Source organism: Pseudomonas marginalis (genome assembly GCF_900105325.1).
GTDB lineage: Bacteria > Pseudomonadota > Gammaproteobacteria > Pseudomonadales > Pseudomonadaceae > Aquipseudomonas > Aquipseudomonas marginalis.
This window is the reverse complement of the sequence record NZ_FNSU01000001.1, coordinates 78,636-103,974: the sequence shown is the minus strand read 5'-3', so window position 1 is coordinate 103,974 and position 25,339 is coordinate 78,636. Positions and strand designations below refer to the sequence as shown.

Here is a 25,339-nt window from a genome sequence, read left to right as displayed (position 1 = left end):
GAGCGAGCTTGCTCGCAAAAAACTCACAGGCGCCGCGCTCATTCAGGAAGCACGCGTTATCGTTGACGTTTTTCGCGAGCAAGCTCGCTCCTACAGGAGGCGATGTAAGCTTAACTGACTGGCATTAGGGCTTGCCCCCTCCCACATTTGACCGCGCCAGGTCTTGAAGATGTGAAAAAGCCCGCCACCGATCACTCGGTGGCGGGCTTTTTTGTGGCCGCGAGGCTTAGATCGCGCCGCGCTGGCGCAACAGCTCCAGCACTTGCTTGACGCTGTCTTCCAGTGACAGGGCCTGGGTGTCGATTACCAGGTCGGCATTCAACGGCACGTCGTACGGGAAGGATTCGCCAGGGATGTTATCCCCACCCGCCGCGTACAAGCCCTGCGGATCACGCTCGGCGCACACCTGCGGGGAGGCCTGCACGTACACGGTCAGCAGGCGGTCGCTGCCAATCAGCGCCTTGGCCTGTTCACGGCCTTCGGCATCCGGGGCGACGAATGCGGCCAGGGTCAGCAGGCCGGCTTCGTTGAACTGACGCGCCACGTGAGCGGCACGGCGCCAGTTTTCGGTACGTCCGGCACGGTCCTGGGGCAAGCCCTTGTTCAGGTCGTGGCGCAGGTTCTGGCCATCCAGCACGAACACCGCACGGCCCATGTCGAACAGCTTGCGCTCGACCGCATAGGCCAAGGTGCTCTTGCCCGCGCCTGACAGGCCGCTGAACAACACGGTAGCCGGTTGCTGGCCGAAACGCTGGGCGCGCTCCTCGGTGGCGACATGGGCCAACTTGCCGTGATGCGCCGCACTGCCGTGGGTGACCGGCGGTGCGATGATCATGCCGGCGCCCACGGTGCCGTTGGTCAGGCGGTCAATGACGATAAACGCACCGGTGGTGCGGTTGCTGTCATAGCCATCCAACGCGATGGCGGCGTCGAGGCTGACCTTGACCCGGCCGATCTCGTTCAACTGCAGCGAACTCGCCGGGCCTTCGGCCAGGGTGTTCACGTCCACACGGTGCACGATGCTGGTGATGGAACCCGGCACGTAGCTGGTGGCGCGCTTGATGTCGTATTTCTTGCCCGGCAGCATCGGCTCTTCGGCCATCCACACCAGCATGGCGTCGAAGGCGTCGGTCACTTGCGGCACGTTGTCGGCATGCACCAGCAGGTCGCCACGGGAGATGTCGATCTCGTCTTCCATGGTCAGGGTCACGGCCTGGCCTGGGCCGGCGTGTTCCAGCTCACCTTCGAAGGTGACGATGGATTTGACGCGGCTGCTCTTGCCTGACGGCAGCACCACGACTTCGTCGCCCTTATGCACGATGCCGCTGGCCAGGGTGCCGGCAAACCCACGGAAGTTCAGGTTCGGACGGTTGACGTACTGCACCGGGAAACGCAGGTCGGTGTAGTTGCGGTCGTTGGCGATCTCGACAGTCTCGAGGATCTCCATCAGCGACTGGCCGGTGTACCAGGGCGAGTGCTCGCTCTTGTTCACCACGTTGTCGCCCTTGAGTGCCGACATCGGCACGAATGCCATGGTGCTCGGCTTGAAGGCGATGCCCTCGGCGAACTTCAGGTAATCGGCCTTGATCGACTCGAACACACTTTGGTCAAAGCCATTGATGTCCATCTTGTTGACAGCGATCACGATGTGCTTGATGCCCAGCAACGAGGCGATATAGCTGTGGCGACGGGTTTGGGTCTGCACGCCGTAGCGCGCGTCGATCAGGATGATCGCCAGGTCACAGGTGGATGCACCGGTGGCCATGTTGCGGGTGTACTGCTCATGGCCGGGGGTGTCGGCGATGATGAATTTGCGCTTGGCGGTGGAAAAGTAGCGGTAGGCGACATCGATGGTGATGCCCTGCTCACGCTCGGCCTGCAGGCCGTCGACCAGCAACGCCAGGTCGATGTCGTCACCGGTGGTGCCGGACTTTTTCGAGTCACGGGTGATGGCTTCCAGGTGATCTTCGTAGATCATCTTGGAGTCGTGCAGCAGGCGCCCGATCAGGGTGCTCTTGCCGTCGTCGACGTTGCCACAGGTCAGGAAGCGCAACATTTCCTTGCGCTCGTGCTGGCCCAGGTAGGCGAGGATGTCCTCGCTGATCAAATCAGATTGATGCGACATGACAGCCCCTTAGAAATAGCCTTGACGTTTTTTATCTTCCATCGAGCCGGCACCATCGTGGTCGATGACACGGCCCTGGCGCTCGGAAGTTCGCGTCAGGAGCATTTCCTGAATGATGTCCGTCAGCGTCTCGGCTTCGGACTCCACCGCGCCCGTCAACGGGTAGCAGCCAAGGGTACGGAAACGTACTTTCTTTTTGACGATTCGGGCTTTGTCTTCGTCGGACAAGTGCTCGAGGATGCGGTCGTCGTCGATCATGATCAACGTGCCGTTCTTCTCGATGACATCGCGTTCGGCGGCGAAGTACAGCGGCACGATCGGGATGCCTTCCAGGTAGATGTACTGCCAGATGTCCAGCTCGGTCCAGTTGGACAGCGGGAACACACGGATCGACTCACCCTTGTTGACGTTGCCGTTGTAGACGTTCCACAGCTCCGGGCGCTGGTTCTTCGGGTCCCATCGGTGCTTGCTGTCGCGGAACGAGTACACGCGCTCTTTGGCACGGGATTTCTCTTCATCGCGACGGGCACCGCCGAAGGCGGCGTCGAAACCATGCTTGTCCAAGGCCTGCTTGAGACCTTCGGTCTTCATGATGTCGGTGTGCTTGGCGCTGCCGTGGGTGAACGGGTTGATGCCCTGCGCCACGCCATCCGGGTTGACGTGGGTGATCAGGTCCAGGCCCAGCTCCTCGACCATTTTGTCGCGGAACTTGTACATCTCCTGGAATTTCCAGCGGGTGTCGACGTGCATCACCGGGAACGGCAGCTTGCCCGGGAAGAAGGCCTTGCGCGCCAGGTGCAGCATCACGGCGGAGTCTTTACCGATCGAGTAGAGCATCACCGGGTTGTCGAACTCGGCGGCGACCTCGCGGATGATGTGGATGCTTTCCGCCTCCAGCTGTTTCAGATGCGTCAGTTTGTCGACCATGGTTACTCACGGAAAAACGATCTTATGGACGGCCAGCGGGCCGTGTTCGAGCGGGGCATGCTAGCACAGCACCTTCTTCTATTCAGGGCACCAGCTAGATCGAAACGGTATATCAATATGCCCCAAGGTTTGGCAGTCAAATCGGGTTGGGGCAATCGATGAACAGATGCTCCAAGGCAAAGCGCCGCGCCAGGTAATCGCCCAGCGCCTGTACACCGTAACGCTCAGTGGCGTGGTGTCCGGCGGCGATAAAGCTGATGTCGTTTTCGCGCGCGCTGTGAAAGGTCTGCTCGGAAGCTTCGCCGCTCAGGAACAGGTCGACGCCCGCGGCGATGGCGTTGTCGATGTAACCCTGGCCACCGCCGGTGCACCAGCCGACGCGGCGGATCATCTGGCTGCCTTCGATCAGCAGCGGCTCGCGGCCCATCACATCCTGCACACGCCGGGCGAAGTCGCGGGGCGACAGCGGTTCGGCGAGCGAGCCGACCAGGCCGACGATCCTGGGGTTGCTCGGGTCCAGTGGGCCTTCGACGGTGATGTCCAACTGGCGGGCGAGTTGCACGTTATTGCCAACGTCGGGGTGCAGGTCCAGCGGCAGGTGGTAGGCCAGCAGGCTGATGTCGTGTTTGAGCAGGGTTTTCAGGCGGCGTTGCTTCATGCCGGTGATACAGGGGTTTTCGCCTTTCCAGAAATAACCGTGGTGCACCAGGATCAAATCGGCCTGGGCTTCGACGGCCGCGTCCAGCAGGGCAAGGCTTGCGGTAACGCCGCTGACGATGCGCATCACTTGCGGCCGCCCCTCGACCTGCAGGCCATTGGGGCAGTAATCGGCAATTTTTGCGCTGCCAAGGTAGCGGTCCGCTTCCTCGACGAGAGTGGTAAGGGGGACGGCCATAAAAGACTCCTAAATATCCCGTTCCGAGGCGCTCGCAGCCTCGTATAATGCGCGACATTATGGGCGCTCTCCCGCCCCCTGCAACCTGTCAGGACTTACTTGATGCTCAAGGCACTGCGTTTTTTTGGATGGCCATTGCTGGCTGGCGTGCTGATCGCGATGCTGATTATTCAGCGTTATCCCCAGTGGGTGGGCTTGCCCAGCCTTGATGTCAACCTGCAACAGGCACCGCAGACCAGCGCGGTGGTGCAAGGCCCGGTGACTTACGCGGACGCGGTGGTCATCGCCGCTCCCGCGGTGGTCAACCTGTACACCACCAAGGTCATCAACAAGCCGGCCCATCCGCTGTTTGAAGACCCGCAGTTCCGCCGCTACTTCGGTGACAACGGGCCCAAACAGCGCCGCATGGAGTCCAGCCTGGGTTCGGGGGTGATCATGAGCCCCGAAGGCTACATCCTCACCAATAACCATGTGACCACCGGCGCCGACCAGATTGTGGTGGCCCTGCGTGACGGCCGCGAAACCCTGGCCCGTGTGGTGGGCAGCGACCCGGAAACCGACCTCGCGGTCCTGAAGATCGATTTGAAAAACCTGCCGTCCATCACCCTAGGCCGCTCCGATGGGCTGCGGGTGGGTGATGTGGCACTGGCCATCGGCAACCCGTTCGGGGTGGGCCAGACGGTGACCATGGGCATCATCAGCGCCACCGGGCGTAACCAACTGGGGCTTAACAGCTACGAAGATTTCATCCAGACCGACGCGGCGATCAACCCGGGCAACTCCGGCGGCGCACTGGTGGATGCCAATGGCAACCTGACTGGCATCAACACGGCGATTTTCTCCAAGTCCGGCGGCTCCCAGGGCATCGGCTTTGCGATCCCGGTAAAGCTGGCGATGGAAGTGATGAAGTCGATCATCGAGCACGGCCAGGTAATTCGCGGCTGGCTGGGGATTGAAGTACAGCCGTTGACCAAGGAACTGGCCGAGTCGTTTGGCCTGACCGGGCGCCCTGGCATCGTGGTCGCCGGGATTTTCCGCGATGGCCCGGCGCAGAAAGCCGGCCTGCAGCTGGGGGATGTGATCCTCAGCATCAACGGCGAACCGGCCGGTGATGGGCGCAAGTCGATGAACCAGGTGGCTCGGATCAAGCCGACCGACAAGGTGGCGATCCAGGTGATGCGCAACGGTAAAGAGATCAAGCTGCTGGCGGAGATCGGCTTGCGCCCACCGCCTGCGCCGGTCAAAGAAGAGGAATAAACCGCCTCCACAGGTACCCGTTCGCGGGTACCTGTAAGCATATATTTCAAAGCAAAAGCATTCTCATTAGACATGTTATATTGTTTCAATGTTGCCATTGGAACGCTCTATCATGCCGTCTCGAACGTTTGCCCCCCTGGCTGGCCTGGCCTTGGGTTTGCTGCTGGATCCCGCCTTTGCCGAAGACAACAGCGTTGAGCTGGAGACCATCAGCGTCACCACCGACGCCTATGAATCCGCCACCGGCCCGGTCAACGGCTACCGCGCCACCCGCTCTGCCAGCGCGACCAAAACTGACACCGCCCTTCGCGATATCCCACAGTCCATCAGTGTGATTCCCGCCTCGGTACTCACGGACCTGGGCAGCACCAACGTGGAACGCGCCCTGGAGTTTGCCGGCGGGGTGTCCAAGCAGAACAACTTTGGCGGCCTCACGCTCTACGAATACAGCGTGCGCGGCTTCACCACGTCGGAGTTCTACCAGGATGGTTTCAGCGCCAACCGCGGCTACCCGAGCACGCCGGACGCGGCCAATATCGAGCGCATCGAAGTGCTCAAGGGCCCGGCCGCCAGCCTGTATGGCCGTGGTGATCCCGGCGGCACCGTGAATATCGTTACCAAAAAGCCCCAGCCTGAAGCCTTCACCACCCTGCAAACCAGCGCCGGCAGTTGGGACCGTTATCGCACCGCCCTGGACGTCAACACGCCGCTGGACAGCGAGGGCAACCTGCTGTCACGAGTCAACCTGGCGGTGGAAGACAACAACAGCTTCCGCGATCACGTCGAGAGCAAGCGTGTATTTGTCGCGCCCTCATTCAGCTGGCAGCTGGACCCGGACACGTCCCTGCTGGTGGAGAGCGAATTCGTCCGCCACAGCTCCACCTTCGACCGTGGCATCGTCGACGCCCCCGGCGTATCGCGCTCCACCTTCCTCGGCGAACCCAACGACGGCACTATCGACAACCACAACAACCGCATCCAGGCCACCCTCGAGCATCATCTCAACGACGCCTGGAAACTGCGCCTGGCCAGCCATTACAAACAAGGCAGCCTGTGGGGCGACGCCTCGGAAAACCGCGCACTGAACACCGACGGCCATACCCTTAACCGCCGTTACCGCGAACGCTCCACGGGCTGGCACGACAGCATCACCCAGCTGGAACTGCGCGGCCTGTTCGACCTTGGCAGTTGGCAGCACGAATTGCTGGTCGGCACCGAATACGAGGACTACCGCAAGAAGGAGCGCGTCACCGCCATAGCCGGCAGCCCCTACGCCATCGACCTCTACAACCCGGTCTACGGCCAGCCCAAACCCAATGGCGCACGCTCCGGCACCGACTTCTTCGAACAGACCAAAAGCCAGGCGCTGAACCTGCAAGACCAGATCATCTTCACTGACCGCCTGCGCGGCATGGTCGGCGCGCGCTTCGAGCATTTCGAACAAAGCACCGACGACTTCACCCGCAACCACGCCAAGAGTCGGCAAACCCACGACGCACTTACCCAGCGCGCAGGTCTGCTGTATCAACTGACGCCAGAGGTCGGCGTATTCGCCAACGCTTCCACCTCGTTCAAGCCCAACAGCGGCCTGGACGCCAGCGGTAAGACCTTCAAGCCCGAAGAAGGCGTGGGCTATGAGGTGGGGATCAAGAGCGAGCTGTTCGACGACCGCCTCAGCGCCACCCTCGCCGCTTTCCATATCGAAAAGGAAAACGTGCTGGCCCTGGACCCGGCCACCAATACCAACCGCGCCATGGGCAAGGCACGCAGCCAGGGCTTCGACCTGCAACTGACAGGACAACTGACCGATGCGGTACGCGTGATCGGCGCCTTTGCCTACATAGATGCCGAAGTGACCAAGGGTGATAAAGCCATTCCTGCGGGCAGCCGCATCCTCGGCGTAGCCAAGCGCAGCGGCAGCCTGTTGGGGGTGTATGAATTCCAGGACGGCGCGCTGCGCGGTTCAGACCTGGGCGCGGCGTTCACCTATGTAGGGGATCGCTCGGGTGAAGCCGGCAGCCGCTTTGAACTGCCCGCCTACCACACCGTCGATTTGCTGGCCCATTACAAGGCCACGCAGAACGTCACCGTGGGCCTGAACCTCAACAACTTGTTCGATGAAAAGTACTACGAGCGGTCCTACAGCAATTACTGGGTCAATCCCGGCGAGCCGCGCAATCTCACCGTAAGCTTGACCCTCAACCTGTAACCCCCCCCTTGTAGGAGCGAGCTTGCTCGCGAAGCACCTGAGAGCGACGCGTTACCCCAGAGGCGCTGCGTTATCGTTAACGACCTTCGCGAGCAAGAACTAGGCGTCCCCCTCGCTCCTACAGTGACAGCGGTGCTCTTTCGCAGAGCGTATTGAGCGCCGCCGCCCACTGCGGATCGTCATTCAAACACGGCACCAGCACCAACTCCTCACCGCCCGCCTCGCGGAATTGCTCCCGACCACGATCACCGATCTCTTCCAGGGTCTCGATGCAGTCGGCAACAAACGCGGGGCACATCACCAGCAGCTTTTTCACCCCTTGACGGGCCAGCGCTTCCAGGCGTGCCTCGGTGTAGGGTTCGATCCACTTCGCACGGCCCAGGCGCGACTGGAACGCCACTGACCATTTGTCGTCAGGCAAGCCCAGGCGCGCGGCGAAGTCGCGGGCAACGCTGAAGCATTGTGCGCGGTAGCAGGTCGCGAGCACCTCAGGCGAGGCGTTCTTGCAGCAGTCCGCATCCTTGAAACAATGCTGGCCGGTCGGGTCGAGCTTTTTCAGATGGCGCTCGGGCAAGCCGTGGAAGCTCAGCAGCAAGTGGTCGTAATGCGCGTCTATATAAGGTCGGGCGCTGGCGGCCAACGCGTCGAGGTATTCCGCCTGATCGTAGAATGGCTGCAGGATCGAGAACTGTACGTTGAGCTTTTTCTCGCGCACTACCCGCTTGGCTTCTTCAATCACCGTGGTCACGGTGCTGTCGGCAAACTGCGGGTACAGAGGCGCCAGAGTCACTTTCTGAATACCTTGGGCGGCCAACCGCGTGAGCGTCGTTTCCAGGGAAGGCTCGCCATAACGCATCGCCAACTCCACGGGCCCCTGGGTCCACTGCGCGGTCATCTGCTGTTGCAGGCGACGACTGAGCACCACCAGCGGCGAACCCTCGTCCCACCATATAGAGGCGTAGGCATGCGCAGATTGCTCGGGGCGCTTGATCAGGATCAACGACACCAGCAAGCGCCGCACCGGCCACGGCAGGTCGATGACATAAGGGTCCATCAGGAACTGATTGAGGTAGCTGCGCACATCGGCCACCGAAGTGGAGGCCGGTGAACCCAAGTTGACCAGTAACAACGCGTGATCCGTCATGCAACATCCTATCTCTTAGAGGCGGCTGGACAAGTCATCCAAAGCCGCATGCAACTCAGTGAACTGGAAAATGAAACCGGCGGCCATCAAGCGTTCGGGGATCGCCTTCTGCCCGCCCAGCAACAGCCCCGATAACTCGCCCAAACCCACCTTCAATGCAAAGGCCGGCATCGGCATGAACGCCGGGCGGTGCAGCGCCTGGCCCAATGTCTTGGCGAACTCGCGGTTACGCACTGGGTGCGGCGCGCAGGCATTATAAGGACCGCTGGCGTCATCCTTGTGCAGAAGAAAATCAATCAGGGCGATTTGATCCTTGATATGAACCCACGGCATCCACTGCCGCCCGTTGCCGATAGGCCCGCCCAGCCCGAGTTTGAACGGCAGCAACAGGCGCGACAAAAAGCCGCCCTCGGCCGCCAGTACCAGGCCGGTGCGCACCAGCACCACGCGGATGCCCATCGCTTCGGCACGTTGGGCGGTTTCTTCCCAGGCGATGCAGAGTTGGCTGGGGAAATCGTCCTGTACCGGGCCGCTGGCCTCGGTCAGTTCGCGCTCGCCACCGTCGCCGTACCAGCCCACCGCCGAACCGGAAACCAGCACCGCCGGTTTCTGCGCCTGGCTTTCGAGCCAGGCCAGCAGGGTTTCGGTCAAGCCGATGCGGCTGCTCCAGAGCAGCGCCTTGCGTTTGTGGGTCCAGGGACGGTCAGCAATCGGCGCACCCGCCAGGTTGACCACCGCGTCCACCGCGCCAATCACCTCCTCCAGACGAGCCACCCCGAGCACCGTTGCACCGCATAACCGGGCGACGTCTTCAGGATGGCGGCTCCACACCGTCAGGCGATGACCTTGGGCAATCCAGTGTTGGCAGAGTTGGCGACCGATCAGGCCGGTACCGCCGGTCAGCAAAATATGCATGGGACGCTCCTCATGTAACGTTCGCCGCCGATCACTAGTCTATTTTATAAGCAGGGATCAATTTGTAATCGAGCGTGACTTTTGTTTAAGCCTCATGGTTAACCATAGGTCACGCCAAGCGATCAGGTACGCCAAAACTTATACCAAAAAATAATATTGTACAGCTATTGGTGTCGGCGTAGCCTGTACCCAACGGTAAAACGAGGCCTCCCATGACTGTCCCCATCGCGATCATCGGCACCGGCATCGCCGGTCTCTCCGCCGCCCGAGCGTTACAAGACGCCGGGCACGTTGTACAACTCTTCGATAAAAGCCGCGGCAGCGGCGGCCGCATGTCCAGCAAGCGCAGCGACGCCGGCGCACTGGACATGGGTGCCCAATACTTCACCGCCCGCGACCGACGCTTCGTCAACGAAGTGCAGCGCTGGCAAAGCAACGGCTGGGCCGAGCAATGGAAGCCCCAGCTGTACAATTTCAAGTCCGGCCAACTCACCCCCTCCCCCGATGAACAGATCCGCTGGGTCGGCACGCCGCGCATGAGCGCCATCACCCGCGCCCTGCTTGACGACCTGCCGGTGGAGTTCGGCTGCCGGATCACCGAGGTGTTCCAAGGCAAGCAACACTGGAACCTGCTGGATGCCGACGGCGAAAACCACGGCCCGTTCAGCCATGTGATCATCGCCACGCCCGCCCCCCAGGCCACGGCCCTGTTGGCGGCAGCGCCCAAATTGGCGAGTGCCGCCGCCGGCGTGAAGATGGACCCGTCCTGGGCCATTGCCCTGGCCTTCGACAAGCCCCTGGATACCCCCATGGAAGGCTGCTTCGTGCAAGACAGCCCGCTGGACTGGCTGGCGCGCAACCGCAGCAAGCCCGGGCGCGATACGACCCTCGATACCTGGGTGCTGCACGCCACCAGCACCTGGAGCAAGGCCCACCTGGACCTGTCCAAGGACGCGGTGATCGAACACCTGCACGGTGCCTTCGCCGAATTGCTGCACAGCGCCATGCCCCCACCGTCCTTCAGCCTGGCCCACCGCTGGCTCTACGCACGACCGTCAGGCGCCCATGAGTTCGGGGTGCTGGCCGACGCCGACCTGGGCCTGTACGTGTGTGGCGACTGGTGCCTCTCGGGGCGCGTGGAAGGGGCATGGCTCAGTGGCCAGGAAGCCGCGCGACGATTGATCGAGCACCTGCAATGAACCGCATCAACCCGGCCAAATTGCTGCTGTCGAAGTGGACGGCAGCCCGGCCCCGCAACAAGGAAAAACACTTCCTGGTCACCGAACTGTTTCGTGACGAGGACGGCACAGTGCTGGAAATCGAGTTGCAAGCCGTGATGACCCTGCGCGCTGAGCGCCTGGCCTGGCAAACCCTGCAAAATGCCGAGGCTTGGCAAATCGGCTGGAAATAGCCTCCGCGCAAATACTTGTACAAAATATTTGACTTGTACAGCATCAAACCTATGATGAGATTTAGTTGTACAGATTTCAGATCTTGTACAGGAATCTTGCAGAGGTTTGGCCATGCCCAGCACACCATCCATCAAGCCGAAGATTGGCATCAGCGCCTGCCTGCTGGGCGAAAACGTGCGTTTCAATGGCGGTCACAAGCAATCCCAGCTATGCAGCGAGGTCCTCGCCAAGTACTTCGACTTCGTGCCGCTGTGCCCGGAAGTGGCGATCGGCCTGGGTATCCCCCGTGAAACCATTCGCCTGGTGGGCGATGCCGAGCAGCCCCAGGCCGTCGGCACCGTACACCGCGAACTGAATGTCACCGCGCCGCTGGACGCATACGGCCGCAAAATGGCCGCCGAACACACCGACCTGTGCGGCTACATCTTCATGCAGAAGTCGCCGTCCTGCGGCCTGGAACGCGTCAAGGTCTACCGTGAAAACGGAGCGCCGGTGGAGGGCGGCGGGCGTGGCATCTACGCCCAGGCGTTCTGCGCGCGCCACCCGAACCTGCCTGTGGAAGAAGATGGCCGCCTGAATGACCCGGTACTGCGGGAAAACTTCCTGACCCGCGTCTTCGTCTACGCCAGTTGGCAGCAACTGCTGGCAGAGGGCCTGACCCGCCACCGCCTGCTGGCGTTTCACGCGCGCTACAAGTATTTGCTGATGGCCCACAGCCTGATGCATTACAAGAGCCTGGGCCACCGCCTCGGCAGCATGGCCAGGGACGTCAACTTCGACGAGGTGGCCGCCTGCTATTTCAGCGACCTGATGACCGGCCTGAAAAAGTGCGCCACCCGCGGCACCCACACCAACGTGCTGCAACACATCAGCGGCTACCTCAAGCAGGCCATCAGCGCCGATGACAAACAGGAAATGCAGACAGTCATCAGCCAGTATCACCAGGGCATCGTGCCGCTGGTGGTGCCATTGACCCTGCTCAAGCATCACTTTCGCCAACACCCGGACCGCTACATCGCGCAGCAGGCCTACTTGCAGCCGCACCCGGAAAATCTCAGCCTGCGTAATGCGATCTAAACCATGAAAAGCGTCATGACCGCTATCTTGCAAGACGAACCCGGTGCAGACATCGCCCAAGCCCTCGAAGACGGCTGGCTGCCGATTCGTGAAGTGGCGCGCCAGACCGGCGTCAACGCCGTGACCCTGCGCGCCTGGGAACGCCGTTATGGCCTGATCGTGCCCCAGCGCACCCCCAAGGGCCATCGGCTGTTCAATGCCGAGCATGTACAACGCATCCACACCATCCTCACCTGGCTCAATCGCGGCGTGCCGGTCAGCCAGGTAAAAGGCCTGATCGATTCCGCCCAGGCCCTTCCCGATGCCGTAGAGAACGAATGGCAAGCCTTGCGCCAGAACCTGGTGCAGGCCGTCAGCGAACTGGCCGAACGCCGGGTGGACGATGTGTTTAACCAGGCCATGGCGCTGTACCCGCCGCGCACCCTGTGCGAGCAATTGCTGCTGCCGCTGCTGCAGGAGCTGGAACAGCGCTGGCAAGGCCAGTTTGGCGCTCAGATGGAGCGGGTGTTTTTCCTGTCCTGGCTGCGCAGCAAGTTTGGTGCACGCATCTACCACAACAACCGGCAGTTGCACGGCGCGCCGTTGCTGCTGGTCAACCACTCCGACCTGCCCCTGGAGCCGCACCTGTGGCTCAGCGCCTGGCTGGCCAGCAGCGCCGATTGCCCGGTGGAAGTCTTCGACTGGCCGTTGCCCACGGGCGAGTTGGCCCTTGCGGCGGAACACCTGCAACCGCGCGCCGTGCTCCTGTACTCGAGCAAGGCCCTGCAATTGCCGGCATTGACCAAGCTGCTGGCTGGCGTCAATTGCGCAAAACTGCTCGTCGGCCCCACGGTCTGCATCCACCAGGCCGAGCTGGCCGTATTAACCCAAGACATTGCGCAATTGTTCGTGGCCGAAGACCCGTTGTCGGCCCATCAGCTCCTGATCCAGCGTGGACTTATCTAAATGCACTTGATCTGGCTGCGCACCGACTTGCGCCTTCACGACAACACCGCCCTGGCCGCGGCCTGCCAGCGAGGCCCGGTGGCGGCCGTGTACCTGGTCACGCCCGAGCAATGGCTGGCCCATGACGATGCCCCCTGCAAAGTGGATTTCTGGCTGCGCAACCTGCAGCACTTGAGCCAGGCCCTGGGCACCCTGAACATTCCCGTGCTGATCCGCCACGCTGCTACCTGGGATCAGGTTCCCGCCGTGTTAAGTGAACTGTGCCGGGAACTGGCCGTAGAGTCGGTGCACGTCAACGAGGAATACGGCATCCATGAAAGCCGTCGCGATGCAGCTGTCGCTGAGGCGCTGGAAGCCGGCGGCGTGACGTTCCACAGCTACCTGGACCAACTGCTTTTCCAACCGGGCAGCGTGCTGACCAAGACCGGCACCTACTTCCAGGTGTTCAGCCAGTTCCGCAAGGTCTGCTACGCGCGCCTGCACAGCGCCCTTCCGCGTCGGGTCGCAACGCCCAAGGCCCAAGCCGTGCTCACGCTCAAGAGCGATCCGATTCCCGAACAGGTCGACGGCTTCGAACCGCCCAGCGACACCTTGCGCGCCCTCTGGCCCGCCGGCGAAGACGAAGCCCGTCGCCGCCTCGACGCCTTTGCCGACCAGCAGATCAGCTACTACAAAGACGAACGGGATTTTCCGGCCAAGCCCGGCACCAGCCAGCTCTCCGCCTACCTGGCCGCCGGCGTGGTTTCGCCGCGCCAATGCCTGCACGCCGCCCTGCAAACCAACCAGGGCGAGTTCGAAAGCGGCGACATCGGCGCCATCACCTGGATCAACGAGCTGCTATGGCGTGAGTTCTACAAGCACATTCTGGTCGGCTACCCACGGGTCTCCCGTCACCGCGCTTTCCGTCCCGAGACCGAAGCCCTGGCCTGGCGCGATGCGCCCGAGGACCTCGCCGCCTGGCAACAGGCGCGCACCGGCCTGCCGATCATCGATGCCGCCATGCGCCAGTTGCTGGAAACCGGCTGGATGCATAACCGCCTGCGCATGGTGGTGGCGATGTTCCTGACCAAGAACCTGTTGATCGACTGGCGCGAAGGCGAGCGCTTCTTCATGCGCCACCTGATCGACGGCGACCTGGCCGCCAACAACGGCGGCTGGCAATGGAGTTCATCCACCGGCACCGATTCGGCGCCGTATTTCCGGATTTTCAGCCCGCTGAGCCAGTCGGAAAAATTCGACAGCGAAGGCGTGTTTATCAAGCACTGGCTGCCGGAGCTGGCCACGTTGAACAAGAAGGAAGTGCACAACCCGCAGGCGCTCGGCGGCCTGTTTGGCGTGGCGGATTACCCGCGCTCGATTGTCGACCTGAAAAAATCCCGCGAACGCGCCCTCGCAGCCTTTCGCAACCTGCCTTCACGCCAGGAGGTCGCCGAACATGAGTGACTTCCTGCGCCGCTTCGCCCAGGCCTTTGCCTCGCTGGACAAGCACAACCTGCAACTGCTCGACAGCCTCTACAGCCAGGACATCGCGTTCACCGACCCGCTGCATGAAGTCCATGGACTGACCGCGCTGCACACGTATTTCGCCGAGCTGTACAGCAACGTCAGCCAGCTGCGCTTCGACTTCCATGGTTTCGACCAGGTGGCCGAAGGCGAAGGTTACCTGCGCTGGAACATGAGTTTCTGCCACCCGCGCCTGGGCAAAGGCAAGATCATCCGCGTGGAGGGCTGCTCGCATTTGATGTGGCGTGACAAGGTGTACCGCCACCGCGATTACTTCGACGCCGGCGCCCTGTTGTACGAACACCTTCCCGTGCTGGGTGGGGTCGTCAGTTGGTTGAAAAGGAGAGTGGGATGAACGCACTGCCGCCCCGTCGTTATTGGCTGACCGGTGCCAGCAGTGGCATCGGCGCCGCGCTGGCCGTGGAGTTGCTCAACAGCGGCGCCCACGTGGCCCTCAGTTCACGCACCAAAGGCCCGCTGGAAGCGCTCGCCCAACGGTACCCCGGCCAGGTGCTCGTGGTGGCCGGCGACCTGACCAACAGCCAGACCGTGCGCGAGATCGGTGAACACATCGGCGCGGCCTGGGGTTCGGTCGACAGCGTGATCCTCAACGCCGGCACCTGTGAATATGTCGACGCCAGGCAATTCGATGCCTCGATTATCGAACACGTGGTGCGCACCAATCTGCTGGCGAGCAGTTACTGCATTGAAGCGGCGCTGCCGTTGTTGCGCGCCGGGCGCACACCACACCTGGTGGGCGTCGCCAGCGCCGTGACCTACCTGCCGATGCCACGGGCCGAAGCGTATGGCGCGTCCAAGGCCGGGCTGCGCTACCTGTTCGAATCCCTGCGCATCAGCCTGTCGCCCGAAAACATTGATGTCACGGTGATCAGCCCGGGCTTCGTCGACACCCCACTCACCGAGCGCAATGACTTCCCGATGCCCCTGAGCTGGCCAGCCGACAAGGCCGCGCGGCATATCTTCGCCAAGCTGGAAAAACGCCCGCTGGAGATCGCCTTCCCCGCACTGTTTATCGCCACGCTGTGGCCGCTGTCGAAACTGCCGAACCGCGCGCAATTGATCATCGGCAAACGCATGTTGCGCAGCCCGCCACCGAAAAAGGACGACCTGTGAAGATCGCCATTATCGGCAGCGGCATCGCCGGGCTGACCAGCGCCTACCTGCTCAGCCGCCGTCACGACATCACGCTGTTCGAGGCGGGCGACCGTATCGGCGGGCATACCCACACGGTCAACGTCACCGTCGAGGGCAAACCCTATGCGGTGGATACCGGCTTCATCGTGTTCAACGACTGGACCTACCCCAACTTCATCCGCTTGCTGGGGCAGATCGGCGTGACCTTCAAACCCACCGAGATGAGCTTTTCGGTGTGCGACCAGGGAAGCGGCTTCGAGTACAACGGCAACAACCTCAACAGCCTGTTTGCCCAGCGCCGCAATATCCTCTCGCCAGGCTTCTGGGGCATGCTGCGTGACATCCTGCGCTTCAATCGCCAGGCGCCGCTGGACCTGCAAGAGCAGCGCATCAGCGCCGAGATGACCTTGGGTGACTACCTCGAGGCTGGGGGTTACGGGCCGCGATTTATACGGCATTACATCGTACCGATGGGCGCGGCGATCTGGTCGATGTCCCTGGCGGACATGCTGAACTTTCCGCTGCAGTTCTTTGTGCGCTTCTTCAAGAACCACGGCTTGCTCTCGGTGAACAACCGTCCACAGTGGTGCGTGATCGAGGGTGGCTCCAGCCGTTATATCGAACCGCTGACCCGCAGCTTTCGCGAGCAGATCCGCCTCGACTGCCCGGTGCATCTGGTCGAGCGTGACGCAGAGGGCGTAATCATTTACAGCGCCGCCGGCACCGAAGCCTTCGACAAGGTGGTGTTCGCCTGCCACAGCGACCAGGCACTCGCTTTGCTCGGCGACCCGAGCCAGGCCGAGCAGGAGATCCTCGGCGCCCTGCCCTACGCCGACAATGACGTGGTGCTGCATACCGACACGCGCCTGCTGCCCGACCGCAAACTCGCCTGGGCCAGCTGGAACTACCGGCTGAGCGGCGACGTGCAGACCCAGGCCGCTGTCACCTATGACATGAACATCCTGCAAGGCATCGACAGCGCCACCACCTTTTGCGTCAGCCTCAACCAGACGTCGATGATCAACCCGCTGAAGATCCTCGCGCGCTATACCTACGCCCACCCGCAATACAGCCTGGCCGCCGTAGCCGCACAAGCGCGTTGGGAGGAGCTGAACGGCACCCGCCATACCTGGTACTGCGGCGCCTATTGGGCCAACGGCTTCCATGAAGACGGCGTCGTCAGCGCCCTGCGCGTAGCCGAAGCCTTCGGGGAAAGCCTGTGAACAGCGCCCTGTACAGCGGCTGGATCGCCCATCGGCGGTTTGCACCCAAGGCCCATGCCTTTCGCTACCGCATCGGCCTGCTGTACCTGGACTTAAGCGAACAAGACCAAGTGCTCGGGCTGTCGCCCCTGGCCGGCGCAAGCCGCCTGGCGCCCTTCGGTTTTCGCCAGCAGGACTACCTGCGTGAATTCACGCGCCACGGCATGAGCTTGACCGATGCTGTGCGCCAGGAAGTCGGCAAGGCCCTGGGGCATACACCCCTGGGCGTTATCTGCCTGCTGACCCAGGCCCGCAGTTGGGGCCTGGCTTTTAACCCGGTGAGTTTCTTCTACTGCTTCGAGGCCGATGGGCAACTGGCCGCGATCCTGTGCGAAGTGACCAACACCCCATGGCGCGAACGCTATCACTACGTGCTGCCGGCCCAGGCCCTCAGCGCGGATCAGCACCAACACTTCGCCGTGGCCAAGGCGTTTCACGTGTCGCCGTTTTTGCCGCGCGACCTGGAATACCGCATGAGCTTCAGCCCGCCCGCCGCCAGGCTCGGCGTGCACATGGCCGATTGGCAGGGCGAGGTGAAAGTCTTCGACGCCACCTTGAGCCTGCACAGGGAAACGCTGAACCGCGCCAGCCTGCACCGTTACCTGTGGCGCTATCCGTGGATGACCGCCAAGACCTGCCTGGCCATCTATTGGCAGGCCCTGCGCCTGTTGCTCAAGCGCACACCGATTTTTTCCCATCAGGCCGCCGACGGCGCCTCTCGCACAGCTGTCGGGTACACCAAGGATCGCCGCCATGAAATCCCCTAGCTTATCGGTCAAGACCAACCGCCTGAACGTCAACGGCATGACCAGTGCGCTGCTGCGCAAGGGCGTGCTGCGCCAACTCAGCCAACTGCGCTATGGCCAGTTGGTGGTGATCGAGGACGGCGAGCGCCAGGTATTCGGCGCACGGGAAGCGCACCTGCTGGGGGAAATCCAGATTGTCGATTCGGCGGTCTGGGGCCTGGTGGCGGCCAACGGTTCCGTCGGTGCGGGCGAGGCCTTTATCCACGGCTATTGGACCAGCCCGGACCTGACGGCGGTGGTGCGGGTTATGGTGAGTAACCTGGATGTGCTCGACGCGATGGAGGGTGGCCTGGCGAGATTGGCACGGCCGTTCACCCAAGGCCTGCACTGGCTCAACCGCAACACGCGCAAGGGCTCGCAAAAAAACATCGCCGCCCACTACGACCTCGGCAATGAGCTGTTCGCGGAATTCCTCGACCCGACCATGATGTATTCGGCCGCGCAGTTCCTGACGCCCGACGACAGCCTGGAACAGGCGCAACTGAACAAACTGCAACGCATCTGCCAGAAGCTCGCACTCAAACCCACCGATCATCTGCTGGAAATCGGCACCGGCTGGGGCAGCATGGCGCTGTATGCGGCGCAGCAGTACGGCTGCAAGGTCACCACCACGACCTTGTCCAAAGAGCAGTTCGCCTACACCGAAAAACGCATCGCAGCCCTGGGCTTGCAAGACCAGGTCACGTTATTGCTGCAGGACTACCGCGACCTGACCGGCGAGTACGACAAATTGGTGTCCATCGAGATGATCGAAGCGGTGGGCCATCGCTTCCTGCCGACCTACTTCAAGCAGTGCGCGCACCTGCTCAAGCGTGATGGCCTGATGTTGCTGCAAGCCATCACCATCCGTGAGCAACGCTTCGAGCAGGCGAAAAACAGCGTCGACTTTATCCAGCGCTATATCTTCCCCGGCGGTGCCCTGCCCAGTGTGCAGAACATGCTGCACATCGTCAGCCGCGACACCGATATGAACCTGCTGCACATGGAGGACTTCGGCCTGCACTACGCGCGAACCCTGCGCCTGTGGCACGAGAACTTTCGCCACGCCCACGGCCGCCTGACGGAGCTGGGCTACGACGAATATTTCCTGCGGTTGTGGGAGTTCTACCTGTGCTACTGCGAGGGCGGCTTTATGGAGCGCACCATTGGCACCGCGCAATTGCTATTGGCCAAACCGTCGGCCATCAACCCTCCGTTGCTCGGGCGCTTCAGTGCTTAAACCACTGGCCAATGCCGTGCTGTTCCAGTGCGGGTGGTTTGCCTGCGTACTCGGTGGCGATAGCCCTTGGTTGCTGGTGGGGCTGGCGGTGCTGGTTATCCATCTGTTGTGGATAAGTAAAGGGGCTGGGGACGCGACGCTGATCATAAGCGTGACGCTGGCCGGCACGCTATTGGACACGGTGTTGCGCGCTTTGGGCGTGTTCAAGTTCAACGAGCCGGGACCGTTGATTCCGTTCTGGCTGATGTTGTTGTGGGCCCTGCTGGCAACCACCCTGCGCCATTGCCTGGCCTGGAGTGCACGGCCCTGGTGGCGTGCGGCGTTAATGGGTGCGCTGGGCGGACCAATGTCGTATTACGCCGGCAGCCACTTGGCGGGGGTGCAGTTCGGATTCGGCGCGGCGCCGACCCTGGTTGGGCTTGCTGTGCTCTGGGCCATGGTTTTCACCCTGTTGACAGTTGCCGCAATGCGCAAAAGTTGAAGCCGGTCGGCTTCTACTTGCAGCTTGGCGCTTAAAGCTTGAAGCTGCTGCTCTATGACCAACATCCCCCACATTCAAATCACCGAACCCGCCGTCACCTGCTCGACCTGCGCGGCCTGCTGCTGCCAGCTGGAAGTGATGCTGATCACCGACACCGGCGTGCCGGAGCGCTATATCGACACTGACGATTGGGGCGGTGAGGTGATGCTGCGCCTGGATGACGGCTGGTGCGCGGCGCTGGATCGGGACACGATGATGTGCGCGATTTACGAACGTCGGCCGCTGATCTGCCGGGAGTTCGAGATGGGCGCACCGGAGTGCCTGACCGAACGCGAAGGCATCGCCACGGCCTACCGCTGATCTGAAGACTGATGACGATCAAAAAGTGTGGGAGGGCTTGCCCCCGCCCACACTGTCTTGCAGCGTTCCTGGGAATTACAGCGGCATGGTGTAGTGCAGCGAGTAGCTTTCTACACCATCGTTATTGCTGCTGATCCCGGCATTGGAGTAGTGCGTGGCGCGAATGCCGACTTCATGCCCACCGGTGAAGCGCAGGCCAAAGCCCAGGCGGTCTTCGAACTGGAAAGCCTGACCGATGTTGTTGTCTTCCAGCTTGGTACGGGAAAACACTGCCACGCCAATCCCGGCTTCTATGTAAGGCTTGACCGACTGGCCGGCGAATTCATACACAAATACCGGCGAGAACGACAGGCTGCTGGCACCTGCACGGTCATCCCCCTCCCAATAGGTATAGGCGCCGCTCCAATAGCCGGTCAGACGACCGACGTCGCTCTGCATCCAGCTTTTGTCCCAATCCGAGGTCAGGCCCAGTCGATAGGTCAACGTCGAATCGCTGGTGCTGCCCACCCCAAACTCCAGGCCTGCGGCCTGGGCCGAAACAGAGTGTCCCACCACTACGGCCGCAATCGCGGCCAAACAGAACAAGCGCTTCATAAGAAACAGTCCTTTGAAAACAAAGTTGTATGATTTTTTACAGGCCATCTCGCTATAGAAGCCGACGCACACTCAGAAGTTCAGCGACATTTCACGAAATTTTCACGACCCGAAGCTTCGCACAACTGCAGAATGTTTCCATAGTGTCGGTAGGATATTTCTTAGGTGATACACATCGCCACTCGTCCAGAACTGTGCAGGCTCAGGATCGCCGAGGGCCAGCAGGTCGCGTTCGCCCAGCAAACGCTTGAGCTGACGTGCGACGGCAGCGCCGGTGTCGATGAGGATGATGCTGGCAGGCAGCATCTGCGCCAGAAGCGGCTTGAGGAAGGGATAGTGGGTACAGCCGAGGATGATGGTGTCGCAGCCGGCGCTGAGCAGCGGGTCGATATAGCCCTGCAACAACTGACGCAGGGCCGGGCTGTCCAGATCACCGGTTTCAATCAGCTCCACCAGGCCCGGACACGGCTGGGTGATCACCCGCACATCGGTGGCAAACCGATCGAGCAACGCGGCGAATTTGGCGCTTTGCAGGGTGCCGGTAGTGGCGAGCACCCCGACCACGCCACTGCGCGTGGCCGCCGCGGCGGGTTTGACCGCGGGCTCCATGCCCACCAGGGGCCAATCGGGGTAGTCCTGGCGCAAATCCGCGACGGCCGCCACGGTTGCGGTGTTGCAGGCAATCACAAAAGCCTTGGCGCCCTGCTCGCGGAAAAACCCGGCGACAGACCGGGAGCGCTCAAGAATGAACGCGGGGGTTTTCTCGCCGTAGGGGATATGTCCGCAATCGGCCACGTACAACAGGGACTCATGGGGCAGCAATTGCTGAATCTCGTCCAGCACCGACAAGCCGCCGACACCGGAATCGAACACACCGATTGGCGCGTCCTTACCCATGTTGCGTCCCGCAGACACTGCAAGCGGGATCACGCTTGACCCGCAATTCGCGAAAACGTGTGGTCAACGCATCGATCAGCAGCAAGCGTCCCACCAACGGCTCGCCGAAACCCGCCAGCAGTTTCAGGGCCTCCAGGGCTTGCAGGCTACCGACCAGGCCCACCAGTGGGCCGACCACACCCGCTTCGCTGCAGGTCAGTTCAGTGTCGCTGCCGTGCCCGTATAAACAGTGATAGCACGGGCTTTCGGCACGACGTGGATCGAACACCGACAGTTGCCCTTCAAGCCGAATCGCCGCGCCGCTGATCAATGGCCTGGACGCCGCCACGCAGGCGGCATTGACGGCCTCGCGGGTGGAGAAGTTGTCGCTGCAATCGAGCACTACGTCCACACCCCCCACCGCCGCCGCCAAGGTATCGGCATCCAGCGCGATGGGGTGGGCGACCAATGTGATTTCGGGGTTGAGGGCGCTCAGGCGGCGCATGGCCGAATTGACCTTGGCCTGCCCGACGCTGTCGGTGTCATGGATGATCTGGCGTTGCAGGTTGGTGAGGTCGACGGTGTCGAAATCCGCCAGGTGCAATTCACCGACACCCGCGGCAGCCAGGTACATCGCCACCGGGGCACCCAGGCCACCGAGGCCGACGATCAACGCACGGCCGTTTTTCAGGCGCAATTGGCCGTCGATGTCGACATGCTGCAACAGAATCTGTCGGCTGTAGCGCAACAGCTCCTGATCGGTCAGCACGGCCAGCGTCCCAGGGAGATGCGTTCGTGACCGCCAAGGTCGATGCGGCTGTGCACCTGCTCGAAGCCTTGGCTCAGCAACAGGTCGCGCACCGCGCCAGCCTGGTCGTAACCGTGCTCCAGCAGCAGCCAACCCGCGACGTTCAGGTGGGCCGGGGCCTGGGCGATGATCAACCGCAGGTCGTCCAGGCCATCATGGCCCGCCACCAGGGCGCTGGCCGGCTCGAAACGCACATCGCCCGCCACCAGGTGCGGATCGTTGGCGGCGATGTAGGGCGGGTTGCTGATGATCAGGTCGTAGGCGTGGCCTGCCAGGGCGCCGAACCAATGGCTGTTGAGCACCGTGGCGTTATGGAGGTGCAGGCGCTGGCGATTGCGTTCAGCCAGCGCCACGGCTTCCAGCACGCGGTCGACGGCCGTGACGTGCCAGGCCGGACGCTCGCTGGCCAGGGCCAGGGCGATGGCGCCGCTGCCAGTACCGAGATCGAGGACCTTGACCGGTGTGGCCGGTAACAATTCCAGGGCCGCTTCCACCAGCAGCTCGGTGTCCGGACGCGGGATCAGCGTGTGGGGTGCAACCTCCAGGTCCAGCTTCCAGAAACCTTGCTGGCCGAGGATATAGGCCACCGGCTCACCGGCGCGGCGGCGTTGCAGGTAGCCAGCAAAAGCCAGGGCGTGTTCGCTGCTGACGATTTTTTCCGGCCAGGTGTGCAGGTAGCTGCGGGACTTGCCCAAGGCCGCCGCCAGCAATAACTCGGCATCCAGGCGCGCCGTGGGCGAGTCGGGCAGGTCGGCGGCGCGCAACAGGCTGGCGATAATGGTCATTTATTCACCTATCGCCGCCAGCTGATCGGCCTGGTATTCGGCGAGCAATGGCTCGATCACCGCATCCACGCCACCCGCGAGAATCTCGTCCAGGGAGTAAAGGGTGAGGTTGACCCGGTGGTCGGTGACCCGGCCCTGGGCAAAGTTGTAGGTACGGATGCGCTCGGAGCGGTCGCCCGAGCCCACCAGCAATTTGCGCTCGCTGGCAATCGCGTTGGCGGCGGCGCTGGTCTGCTGGTCATTGAGCTTGGCCGAGAGCCAGGACATGGCCCGTGCACGGTTCTTGTGCTGGGAACGTTCTTCCTGGCACTCCACCACGATGCCCGACGGCAAGTGAGTGATACGAATCGCCGAGTCCGTCTTGTTGACGTGCTGGCCACCGGCGCCCGACGAGCGGTAGGTGTCGACCCGCAGGTCGGCCGGGTTGATCTCGATGGCTTCCTGCTCGTCCGGCTCGGGCAACACGGCCACCGTGCAGGCCGAGGTGTGGATGCGACCTTGGGATTCCGTCGCGGGAACCCGCTGCACACGGTGGGCACCGGACTCGAACTTCAGCTTGCCATAGACGTTGTCGCCTTCGACCCGCGCGATGACTTCTTTATAGCCGCCATGCTCACCTTCGTTCTCGGACAGGATCTCGACCCGCCAACCGCGACGCTCGGCATAACGTGAATACATGCGGAACAGGTCGCCGGAGAAAATCGCCGCTTCATCACCGCCGGTGCCGGCACGGATTTCAAGGAACACATTGCGCCCGTCGTTGGGGTCCTTGGGCAGCAGCATGCGCTGCAGGTCACCTTCCAGCTCGGCCAACTTTTCCTTGGCCTCGCGGACTTCTTCCACGGCCATTTCACGCATGTCCGGGTCGCTGTCCTTGAGCAGCGCCTGGGCGCCTTCGAGGTCGGCCTGCACTTTGGTGAGATTTTTGTACGTGGCCACAATGGGCTCAACTTCGGCGTATTCCTTGGAATAGGCGCGGAACTTGGTTTGATCGGAAATGACTTCGCCGTCGCCGAGCAAGGCGGTCAGTTCTTCGAAACGGTCCTGGAGCACGTCCAGTTTATTGAGCAGTGACGCTTTCATTGCGATTTTTTATCCGAAGAGCTGGGCGCGCCCTCACCGAGGGCAAAGAGTTCCTGGGCCATGGCCAGCGCATCGAGGCGGCCTTCGGCAGTCAGTTTTTTCAATTGTACGCTGGGCGCATGCAGCAACTTGTTGGTCAGGCCGCGGGCCAGTTGCATCAGCACCTCCTCGGCGCTGCTGCCGTTGGCGAGCAGGCGCTGGGCCTTGATCAACTCTTCATCACGCAGGCGTTCGCCCTGCTGACGATACGCCTTGAGCACATCCACCGCCGCCAGCTCACGCAGGCGCACCATGAACTCTTCGGCGCCGACGCTGACCATCTCTTCAGCCGCCTGGGCAGCGCCCTGGCGACTCTTGAGGTTTTCGGCGACCACTTCATGGAGATCGTCGACGCTGTAGAGGTAAACGTCGTCCAACTCGCCGACTTCGGGCTCGATATCCCGGGGAACGGCAATGTCGACCATGAAGATCGGCTTGTGCTTGCGCAGTTTCAGCGCGCTTTCCACCGCGCCCTTGCCGAGGATCGGCAGTTGGCTGGCGGTGGAGCTAATGACGATATCGCTGCGCACCAGTTCGGCGGGGATGTCCGACAGCAGCACCGCATGGGCGCCGAACTGTTCGGCGAGGATGCTGGCGCGCTCCAGGGTACGGTTGGCGACCACGATGCGCTTTACGCCCAGGTCATGCAGGTGGCGGGCAACCAGGGTGATGGTCTCGCCGGCGCCGATCAACAGCGCCTGGCTGCGCTGCAGGTCGCTGAAAATCTGCTTGGCCAGGCTGACGGCGGCAAACGCCACGGACACCGGGTTTTCACCGATGGCGGTGTCGGTGCGCACCTGCTTGGCGGAATTGAAGGTGGCCTGGAACAGACGGCCCAGCAGCGGACCGACGGTGCCGGCCTCGCGCGCCACGGCGTAGGCGGATTTCATCTGGCCCAGGATCTGCGGCTCGCCCAACACCAGCGAATCGAGGCCGGATGCCACGCGCATCATGTGACGAACTGCCGCATCGTCTTCGTGCACATAGGCGCTCGCGCGCAGGTCTTCGAGGCTCAAATGGTGATAATCGGCCAGCCAGCGCAGTACCACATCCGCTGAAAGATGTTCCTGCTCTATATAAAGCTCACTGCGATTGCAGGTCGAAAGGATCGCAGCTTCGCGGCTGTCGGTGAGACGGCAGAGCTGCTGCAAGGCCTCAACCAACTGCTCTGGCGTAAACGCCACGCGCTCGCGCACGTCTACGGAAGCAGTCTTGTGGTTAATACCGAGTGCGAGGAAGGCCATTCAATATCGCTGATGATGTCGGGAAGCCGACAATTGTCCTACTTCGAAAGATTCAGAACAACCACCGTCGTCTATTGTCCTAGTAGCTTATGCCTATAAAAAGGCCATCTGTAGGCGCAAGCCTGCTCTCGATGGTCGTGAACCATGACGCGGCCTCCTGAGAAAACGCGTTGTCCTCAGGCTTTTCGCGAGCAAGCTCGCTCCTACACGGTTATGTT

General features: G+C 62.1%; 25 protein-coding genes. 14 read left to right on the top strand and 11 right to left on the bottom strand.

Annotation, left to right across the window (positions count from 1 at the left end):
- Nucleotides 1–226: 226 nt before the first annotated feature.
- From cysN to BLW22_RS00500, 3 genes are all read right to left on the bottom strand, one after another.
- The gene (cysN, locus tag BLW22_RS00510) at nt 227–2,125 is read right to left on the bottom strand and encodes a sulfate adenylyltransferase subunit CysN (RefSeq protein WP_065924067.1); all 1,899 of its coding nucleotides are present in this window, start codon (nt 2,123–2,125) and stop codon (nt 227–229) included.
- A gap of 9 nt (nt 2,126–2,134) precedes the next feature.
- Nucleotides 2,135–3,052, bottom strand: a complete 918-nt coding sequence (gene cysD, locus BLW22_RS00505; RefSeq protein ID WP_017137614.1) for a sulfate adenylyltransferase subunit CysD — start codon at nt 3,050–3,052, stop codon at nt 2,135–2,137.
- 136 nt (nt 3,053–3,188) lie between these two features.
- Complete coding sequence (locus BLW22_RS00500) at nt 3,189–3,947, bottom strand: Nif3-like dinuclear metal center hexameric protein (protein ID WP_074843669.1); 759 nt, start codon at nt 3,945–3,947, stop codon at nt 3,189–3,191.
- Nucleotides 3,948–4,049: 102 nt separating this feature from the next.
- Here BLW22_RS00500 and algW point away from each other — a divergent pair, with 102 nt between their 5' ends.
- Together algW and BLW22_RS00490 are read left to right on the top strand one after the other, a co-directional pair.
- On the top strand, nt 4,050–5,204 hold the full coding sequence (gene algW, locus BLW22_RS00495) for a Do family serine endopeptidase AlgW (RefSeq protein WP_053131789.1): 1,155 nt from the start codon (nt 4,050–4,052) through the stop codon (nt 5,202–5,204).
- 112 nt (nt 5,205–5,316) lie between these two features.
- Nucleotides 5,317–7,413, top strand: coding sequence for a TonB-dependent siderophore receptor (locus BLW22_RS00490; protein WP_074843667.1), 2,097 nt, complete (start codon nt 5,317–5,319; stop codon nt 7,411–7,413).
- A 118-nt stretch (nt 7,414–7,531) separates the two neighbouring features.
- Here BLW22_RS00490 and hemH read toward each other — a convergent pair whose 3' ends face one another.
- A complete protein-coding gene (gene hemH / locus BLW22_RS00485; RefSeq protein WP_065924063.1) occupies nt 7,532–8,557 on the bottom strand; it encodes a ferrochelatase in 1,026 nt (341 codons plus the stop codon).
- 15 nt (nt 8,558–8,572) lie between these two features.
- On the bottom strand, nt 8,573–9,472 hold the full coding sequence (locus BLW22_RS00480) for a TIGR01777 family oxidoreductase (protein WP_065924062.1): 900 nt from the start codon (nt 9,470–9,472) through the stop codon (nt 8,573–8,575).
- Nucleotides 9,473–9,684: 212 nt separating this feature from the next.
- On the opposite strand from BLW22_RS00480, the gene BLW22_RS00475 reads away from it, so the two are divergent.
- From BLW22_RS00475 to BLW22_RS00420, 12 genes are all read left to right on the top strand, one after another.
- Nucleotides 9,685–10,671, top strand: a complete 987-nt coding sequence (locus tag BLW22_RS00475; protein WP_074843665.1) for an NAD(P)/FAD-dependent oxidoreductase — start codon at nt 9,685–9,687, stop codon at nt 10,669–10,671.
- Nucleotides 10,668–10,883 carry a TIGR02450 family Trp-rich protein gene (locus tag BLW22_RS00470; RefSeq protein ID WP_065924060.1) on the top strand — a complete coding sequence of 72 codons (216 nt, stop codon included), beginning with the start codon at nt 10,668–10,670 and terminating at the stop codon, nt 10,881–10,883. Before BLW22_RS00475 ends, BLW22_RS00470 begins: the two co-directional genes overlap by 4 nt.
- A gap of 112 nt (nt 10,884–10,995) precedes the next feature.
- Nucleotides 10,996–11,961, top strand: coding sequence for a YbgA family protein (locus tag BLW22_RS00465; protein ID WP_074843663.1), 966 nt, complete (start codon nt 10,996–10,998; stop codon nt 11,959–11,961).
- Between the two features lie 15 nt (nt 11,962–11,976).
- On the top strand, nt 11,977–12,906 hold the full coding sequence (locus BLW22_RS00460) for a MerR family transcriptional regulator (RefSeq protein ID WP_065924058.1): 930 nt from the start codon (nt 11,977–11,979) through the stop codon (nt 12,904–12,906).
- Nucleotides 12,907–14,349 carry a deoxyribodipyrimidine photo-lyase gene (phrB, locus tag BLW22_RS00455; protein ID WP_074843661.1) on the top strand — a complete coding sequence of 481 codons (1,443 nt, stop codon included), beginning with the start codon at nt 12,907–12,909 and terminating at the stop codon, nt 14,347–14,349. It abuts the gene before it with no gap.
- A complete protein-coding gene (locus BLW22_RS00450; protein ID WP_065924056.1) occupies nt 14,342–14,764 on the top strand; it encodes a nuclear transport factor 2 family protein in 423 nt (140 codons plus the stop codon). Before phrB ends, BLW22_RS00450 begins: the two co-directional genes overlap by 8 nt.
- A complete protein-coding gene (locus tag BLW22_RS00445; RefSeq protein ID WP_065924055.1) occupies nt 14,761–15,543 on the top strand; it encodes an SDR family NAD(P)-dependent oxidoreductase in 783 nt (260 codons plus the stop codon). The genes BLW22_RS00450 and BLW22_RS00445 overlap by 4 nt, the downstream gene beginning before the upstream one ends.
- On the top strand, nt 15,540–16,787 hold the full coding sequence (locus BLW22_RS00440; protein WP_074843659.1) for an NAD(P)/FAD-dependent oxidoreductase: 1,248 nt from the start codon (nt 15,540–15,542) through the stop codon (nt 16,785–16,787). Before BLW22_RS00445 ends, BLW22_RS00440 begins: the two co-directional genes overlap by 4 nt.
- Entirely contained in the window at nt 16,784–17,593 is an 810-nt protein-coding gene (locus BLW22_RS00435; RefSeq protein WP_065924053.1) for a DUF1365 domain-containing protein, read from the top strand. Before BLW22_RS00440 ends, BLW22_RS00435 begins: the two co-directional genes overlap by 4 nt.
- Nucleotides 17,580–18,851 carry an SAM-dependent methyltransferase gene (locus BLW22_RS00430; RefSeq protein ID WP_074843657.1) on the top strand — a complete coding sequence of 424 codons (1,272 nt, stop codon included), beginning with the start codon at nt 17,580–17,582 and terminating at the stop codon, nt 18,849–18,851. The genes BLW22_RS00435 and BLW22_RS00430 overlap by 14 nt, the downstream gene beginning before the upstream one ends.
- Nucleotides 18,844–19,332 (top strand): DUF2878 domain-containing protein, encoded by a 489-nt coding sequence (locus BLW22_RS00425; RefSeq protein WP_065924051.1) that lies wholly within the window; start codon nt 18,844–18,846, stop codon nt 19,330–19,332. The genes BLW22_RS00430 and BLW22_RS00425 overlap by 8 nt, the downstream gene beginning before the upstream one ends.
- Nucleotides 19,333–19,386: 54 nt before the next feature.
- Nucleotides 19,387–19,692 carry a YkgJ family cysteine cluster protein gene (locus BLW22_RS00420; RefSeq protein ID WP_074843655.1) on the top strand — a complete coding sequence of 102 codons (306 nt, stop codon included), beginning with the start codon at nt 19,387–19,389 and terminating at the stop codon, nt 19,690–19,692.
- A 75-nt stretch (nt 19,693–19,767) separates the two neighbouring features.
- Here BLW22_RS00420 and BLW22_RS00415 read toward each other — a convergent pair whose 3' ends face one another.
- The 6 genes from BLW22_RS00415 to hemA all read right to left on the bottom strand — a co-directional run bounded on the left by BLW22_RS00415 (nt 19,768) and on the right by hemA (nt 25,121).
- Complete coding sequence (locus BLW22_RS00415; RefSeq protein ID WP_027606880.1) at nt 19,768–20,286, bottom strand: acyloxyacyl hydrolase; 519 nt, start codon at nt 20,284–20,286, stop codon at nt 19,768–19,770.
- Nucleotides 20,287–20,388: 102 nt separating this feature from the next.
- Entirely contained in the window at nt 20,389–21,183 is a 795-nt protein-coding gene (gene murI, locus BLW22_RS00410) for a glutamate racemase (RefSeq protein ID WP_065924050.1), read from the bottom strand.
- On the bottom strand, nt 21,176–21,931 hold the full coding sequence (locus BLW22_RS00405) for a molybdopterin-synthase adenylyltransferase MoeB (RefSeq protein WP_074843652.1): 756 nt from the start codon (nt 21,929–21,931) through the stop codon (nt 21,176–21,178). The genes murI and BLW22_RS00405 overlap by 8 nt, the downstream gene beginning before the upstream one ends.
- Entirely contained in the window at nt 21,925–22,755 is an 831-nt protein-coding gene (gene prmC, locus BLW22_RS00400; protein ID WP_074843650.1) for a peptide chain release factor N(5)-glutamine methyltransferase, read from the bottom strand. The genes BLW22_RS00405 and prmC overlap by 7 nt, the downstream gene beginning before the upstream one ends.
- The gene (prfA, locus tag BLW22_RS00395; protein ID WP_027606884.1) at nt 22,756–23,838 is read right to left on the bottom strand and encodes a peptide chain release factor 1; all 1,083 of its coding nucleotides are present in this window, start codon (nt 23,836–23,838) and stop codon (nt 22,756–22,758) included.
- On the bottom strand, nt 23,835–25,121 hold the full coding sequence (hemA, locus tag BLW22_RS00390; protein ID WP_053131843.1) for a glutamyl-tRNA reductase: 1,287 nt from the start codon (nt 25,119–25,121) through the stop codon (nt 23,835–23,837). The genes prfA and hemA overlap by 4 nt, the downstream gene beginning before the upstream one ends.
- Between the last annotated feature and the right edge of the window lie 218 nt (nt 25,122–25,339).

Excerpts from the sequence above, each read along its gene's own strand:
- phrB (WP_074843661.1), top strand. The coding sequence starts at position 12,907 with ATGCACTTGATCTGGCTGCGCACCGACTTGCGCCTTCACGACAACACC.
- prmC (WP_074843650.1), bottom strand. The coding sequence starts at position 22,755 with ATGACCATTATCGCCAGCCTGTTGCGCGCCGCCGACCTGCCCGACTCG.
- murI (WP_065924050.1), bottom strand. The coding sequence starts at position 21,183 with ATGGGTAAGGACGCGCCAATCGGTGTGTTCGATTCCGGTGTCGGCGGC.
- BLW22_RS00415 (WP_027606880.1), bottom strand. The coding sequence starts at position 20,286 with ATGAAGCGCTTGTTCTGTTTGGCCGCGATTGCGGCCGTAGTGGTGGGA.
- BLW22_RS00470 (WP_065924060.1), top strand. The coding sequence starts at position 10,668 with ATGAACCGCATCAACCCGGCCAAATTGCTGCTGTCGAAGTGGACGGCA.
- BLW22_RS00430 (WP_074843657.1), top strand. The coding sequence starts at position 17,580 with ATGAAATCCCCTAGCTTATCGGTCAAGACCAACCGCCTGAACGTCAAC.
- hemH (WP_065924063.1), bottom strand. The coding sequence starts at position 8,557 with ATGACGGATCACGCGTTGTTACTGGTCAACTTGGGTTCACCGGCCTCC.
- cysN (WP_065924067.1), bottom strand. The coding sequence starts at position 2,125 with ATGTCGCATCAATCTGATTTGATCAGCGAGGACATCCTCGCCTACCTG.
- BLW22_RS00445 (WP_065924055.1), top strand. The coding sequence starts at position 14,761 with ATGAACGCACTGCCGCCCCGTCGTTATTGGCTGACCGGTGCCAGCAGT.
- BLW22_RS00465 (WP_074843663.1), top strand. The coding sequence starts at position 10,996 with ATGCCCAGCACACCATCCATCAAGCCGAAGATTGGCATCAGCGCCTGC.
- hemA (WP_053131843.1), bottom strand. The coding sequence starts at position 25,121 with ATGGCCTTCCTCGCACTCGGTATTAACCACAAGACTGCTTCCGTAGAC.
- BLW22_RS00450 (WP_065924056.1), top strand. The coding sequence starts at position 14,342 with ATGAGTGACTTCCTGCGCCGCTTCGCCCAGGCCTTTGCCTCGCTGGAC.
- cysD (WP_017137614.1), bottom strand. The coding sequence starts at position 3,052 with ATGGTCGACAAACTGACGCATCTGAAACAGCTGGAGGCGGAAAGCATC.
- BLW22_RS00420 (WP_074843655.1), top strand. The coding sequence starts at position 19,387 with ATGACCAACATCCCCCACATTCAAATCACCGAACCCGCCGTCACCTGC.
- BLW22_RS00480 (WP_065924062.1), bottom strand. The coding sequence starts at position 9,472 with ATGCATATTTTGCTGACCGGCGGTACCGGCCTGATCGGTCGCCAACTC.
- BLW22_RS00460 (WP_065924058.1), top strand. The coding sequence starts at position 11,977 with ATGACCGCTATCTTGCAAGACGAACCCGGTGCAGACATCGCCCAAGCC.
- algW (WP_053131789.1), top strand. The coding sequence starts at position 4,050 with ATGCTCAAGGCACTGCGTTTTTTTGGATGGCCATTGCTGGCTGGCGTG.
- BLW22_RS00475 (WP_074843665.1), top strand. The coding sequence starts at position 9,685 with ATGACTGTCCCCATCGCGATCATCGGCACCGGCATCGCCGGTCTCTCC.
- BLW22_RS00490 (WP_074843667.1), top strand. The coding sequence starts at position 5,317 with ATGCCGTCTCGAACGTTTGCCCCCCTGGCTGGCCTGGCCTTGGGTTTG.
- prfA (WP_027606884.1), bottom strand. The coding sequence starts at position 23,838 with ATGAAAGCGTCACTGCTCAATAAACTGGACGTGCTCCAGGACCGTTTC.
- BLW22_RS00500 (WP_074843669.1), bottom strand. The coding sequence starts at position 3,947 with ATGGCCGTCCCCCTTACCACTCTCGTCGAGGAAGCGGACCGCTACCTT.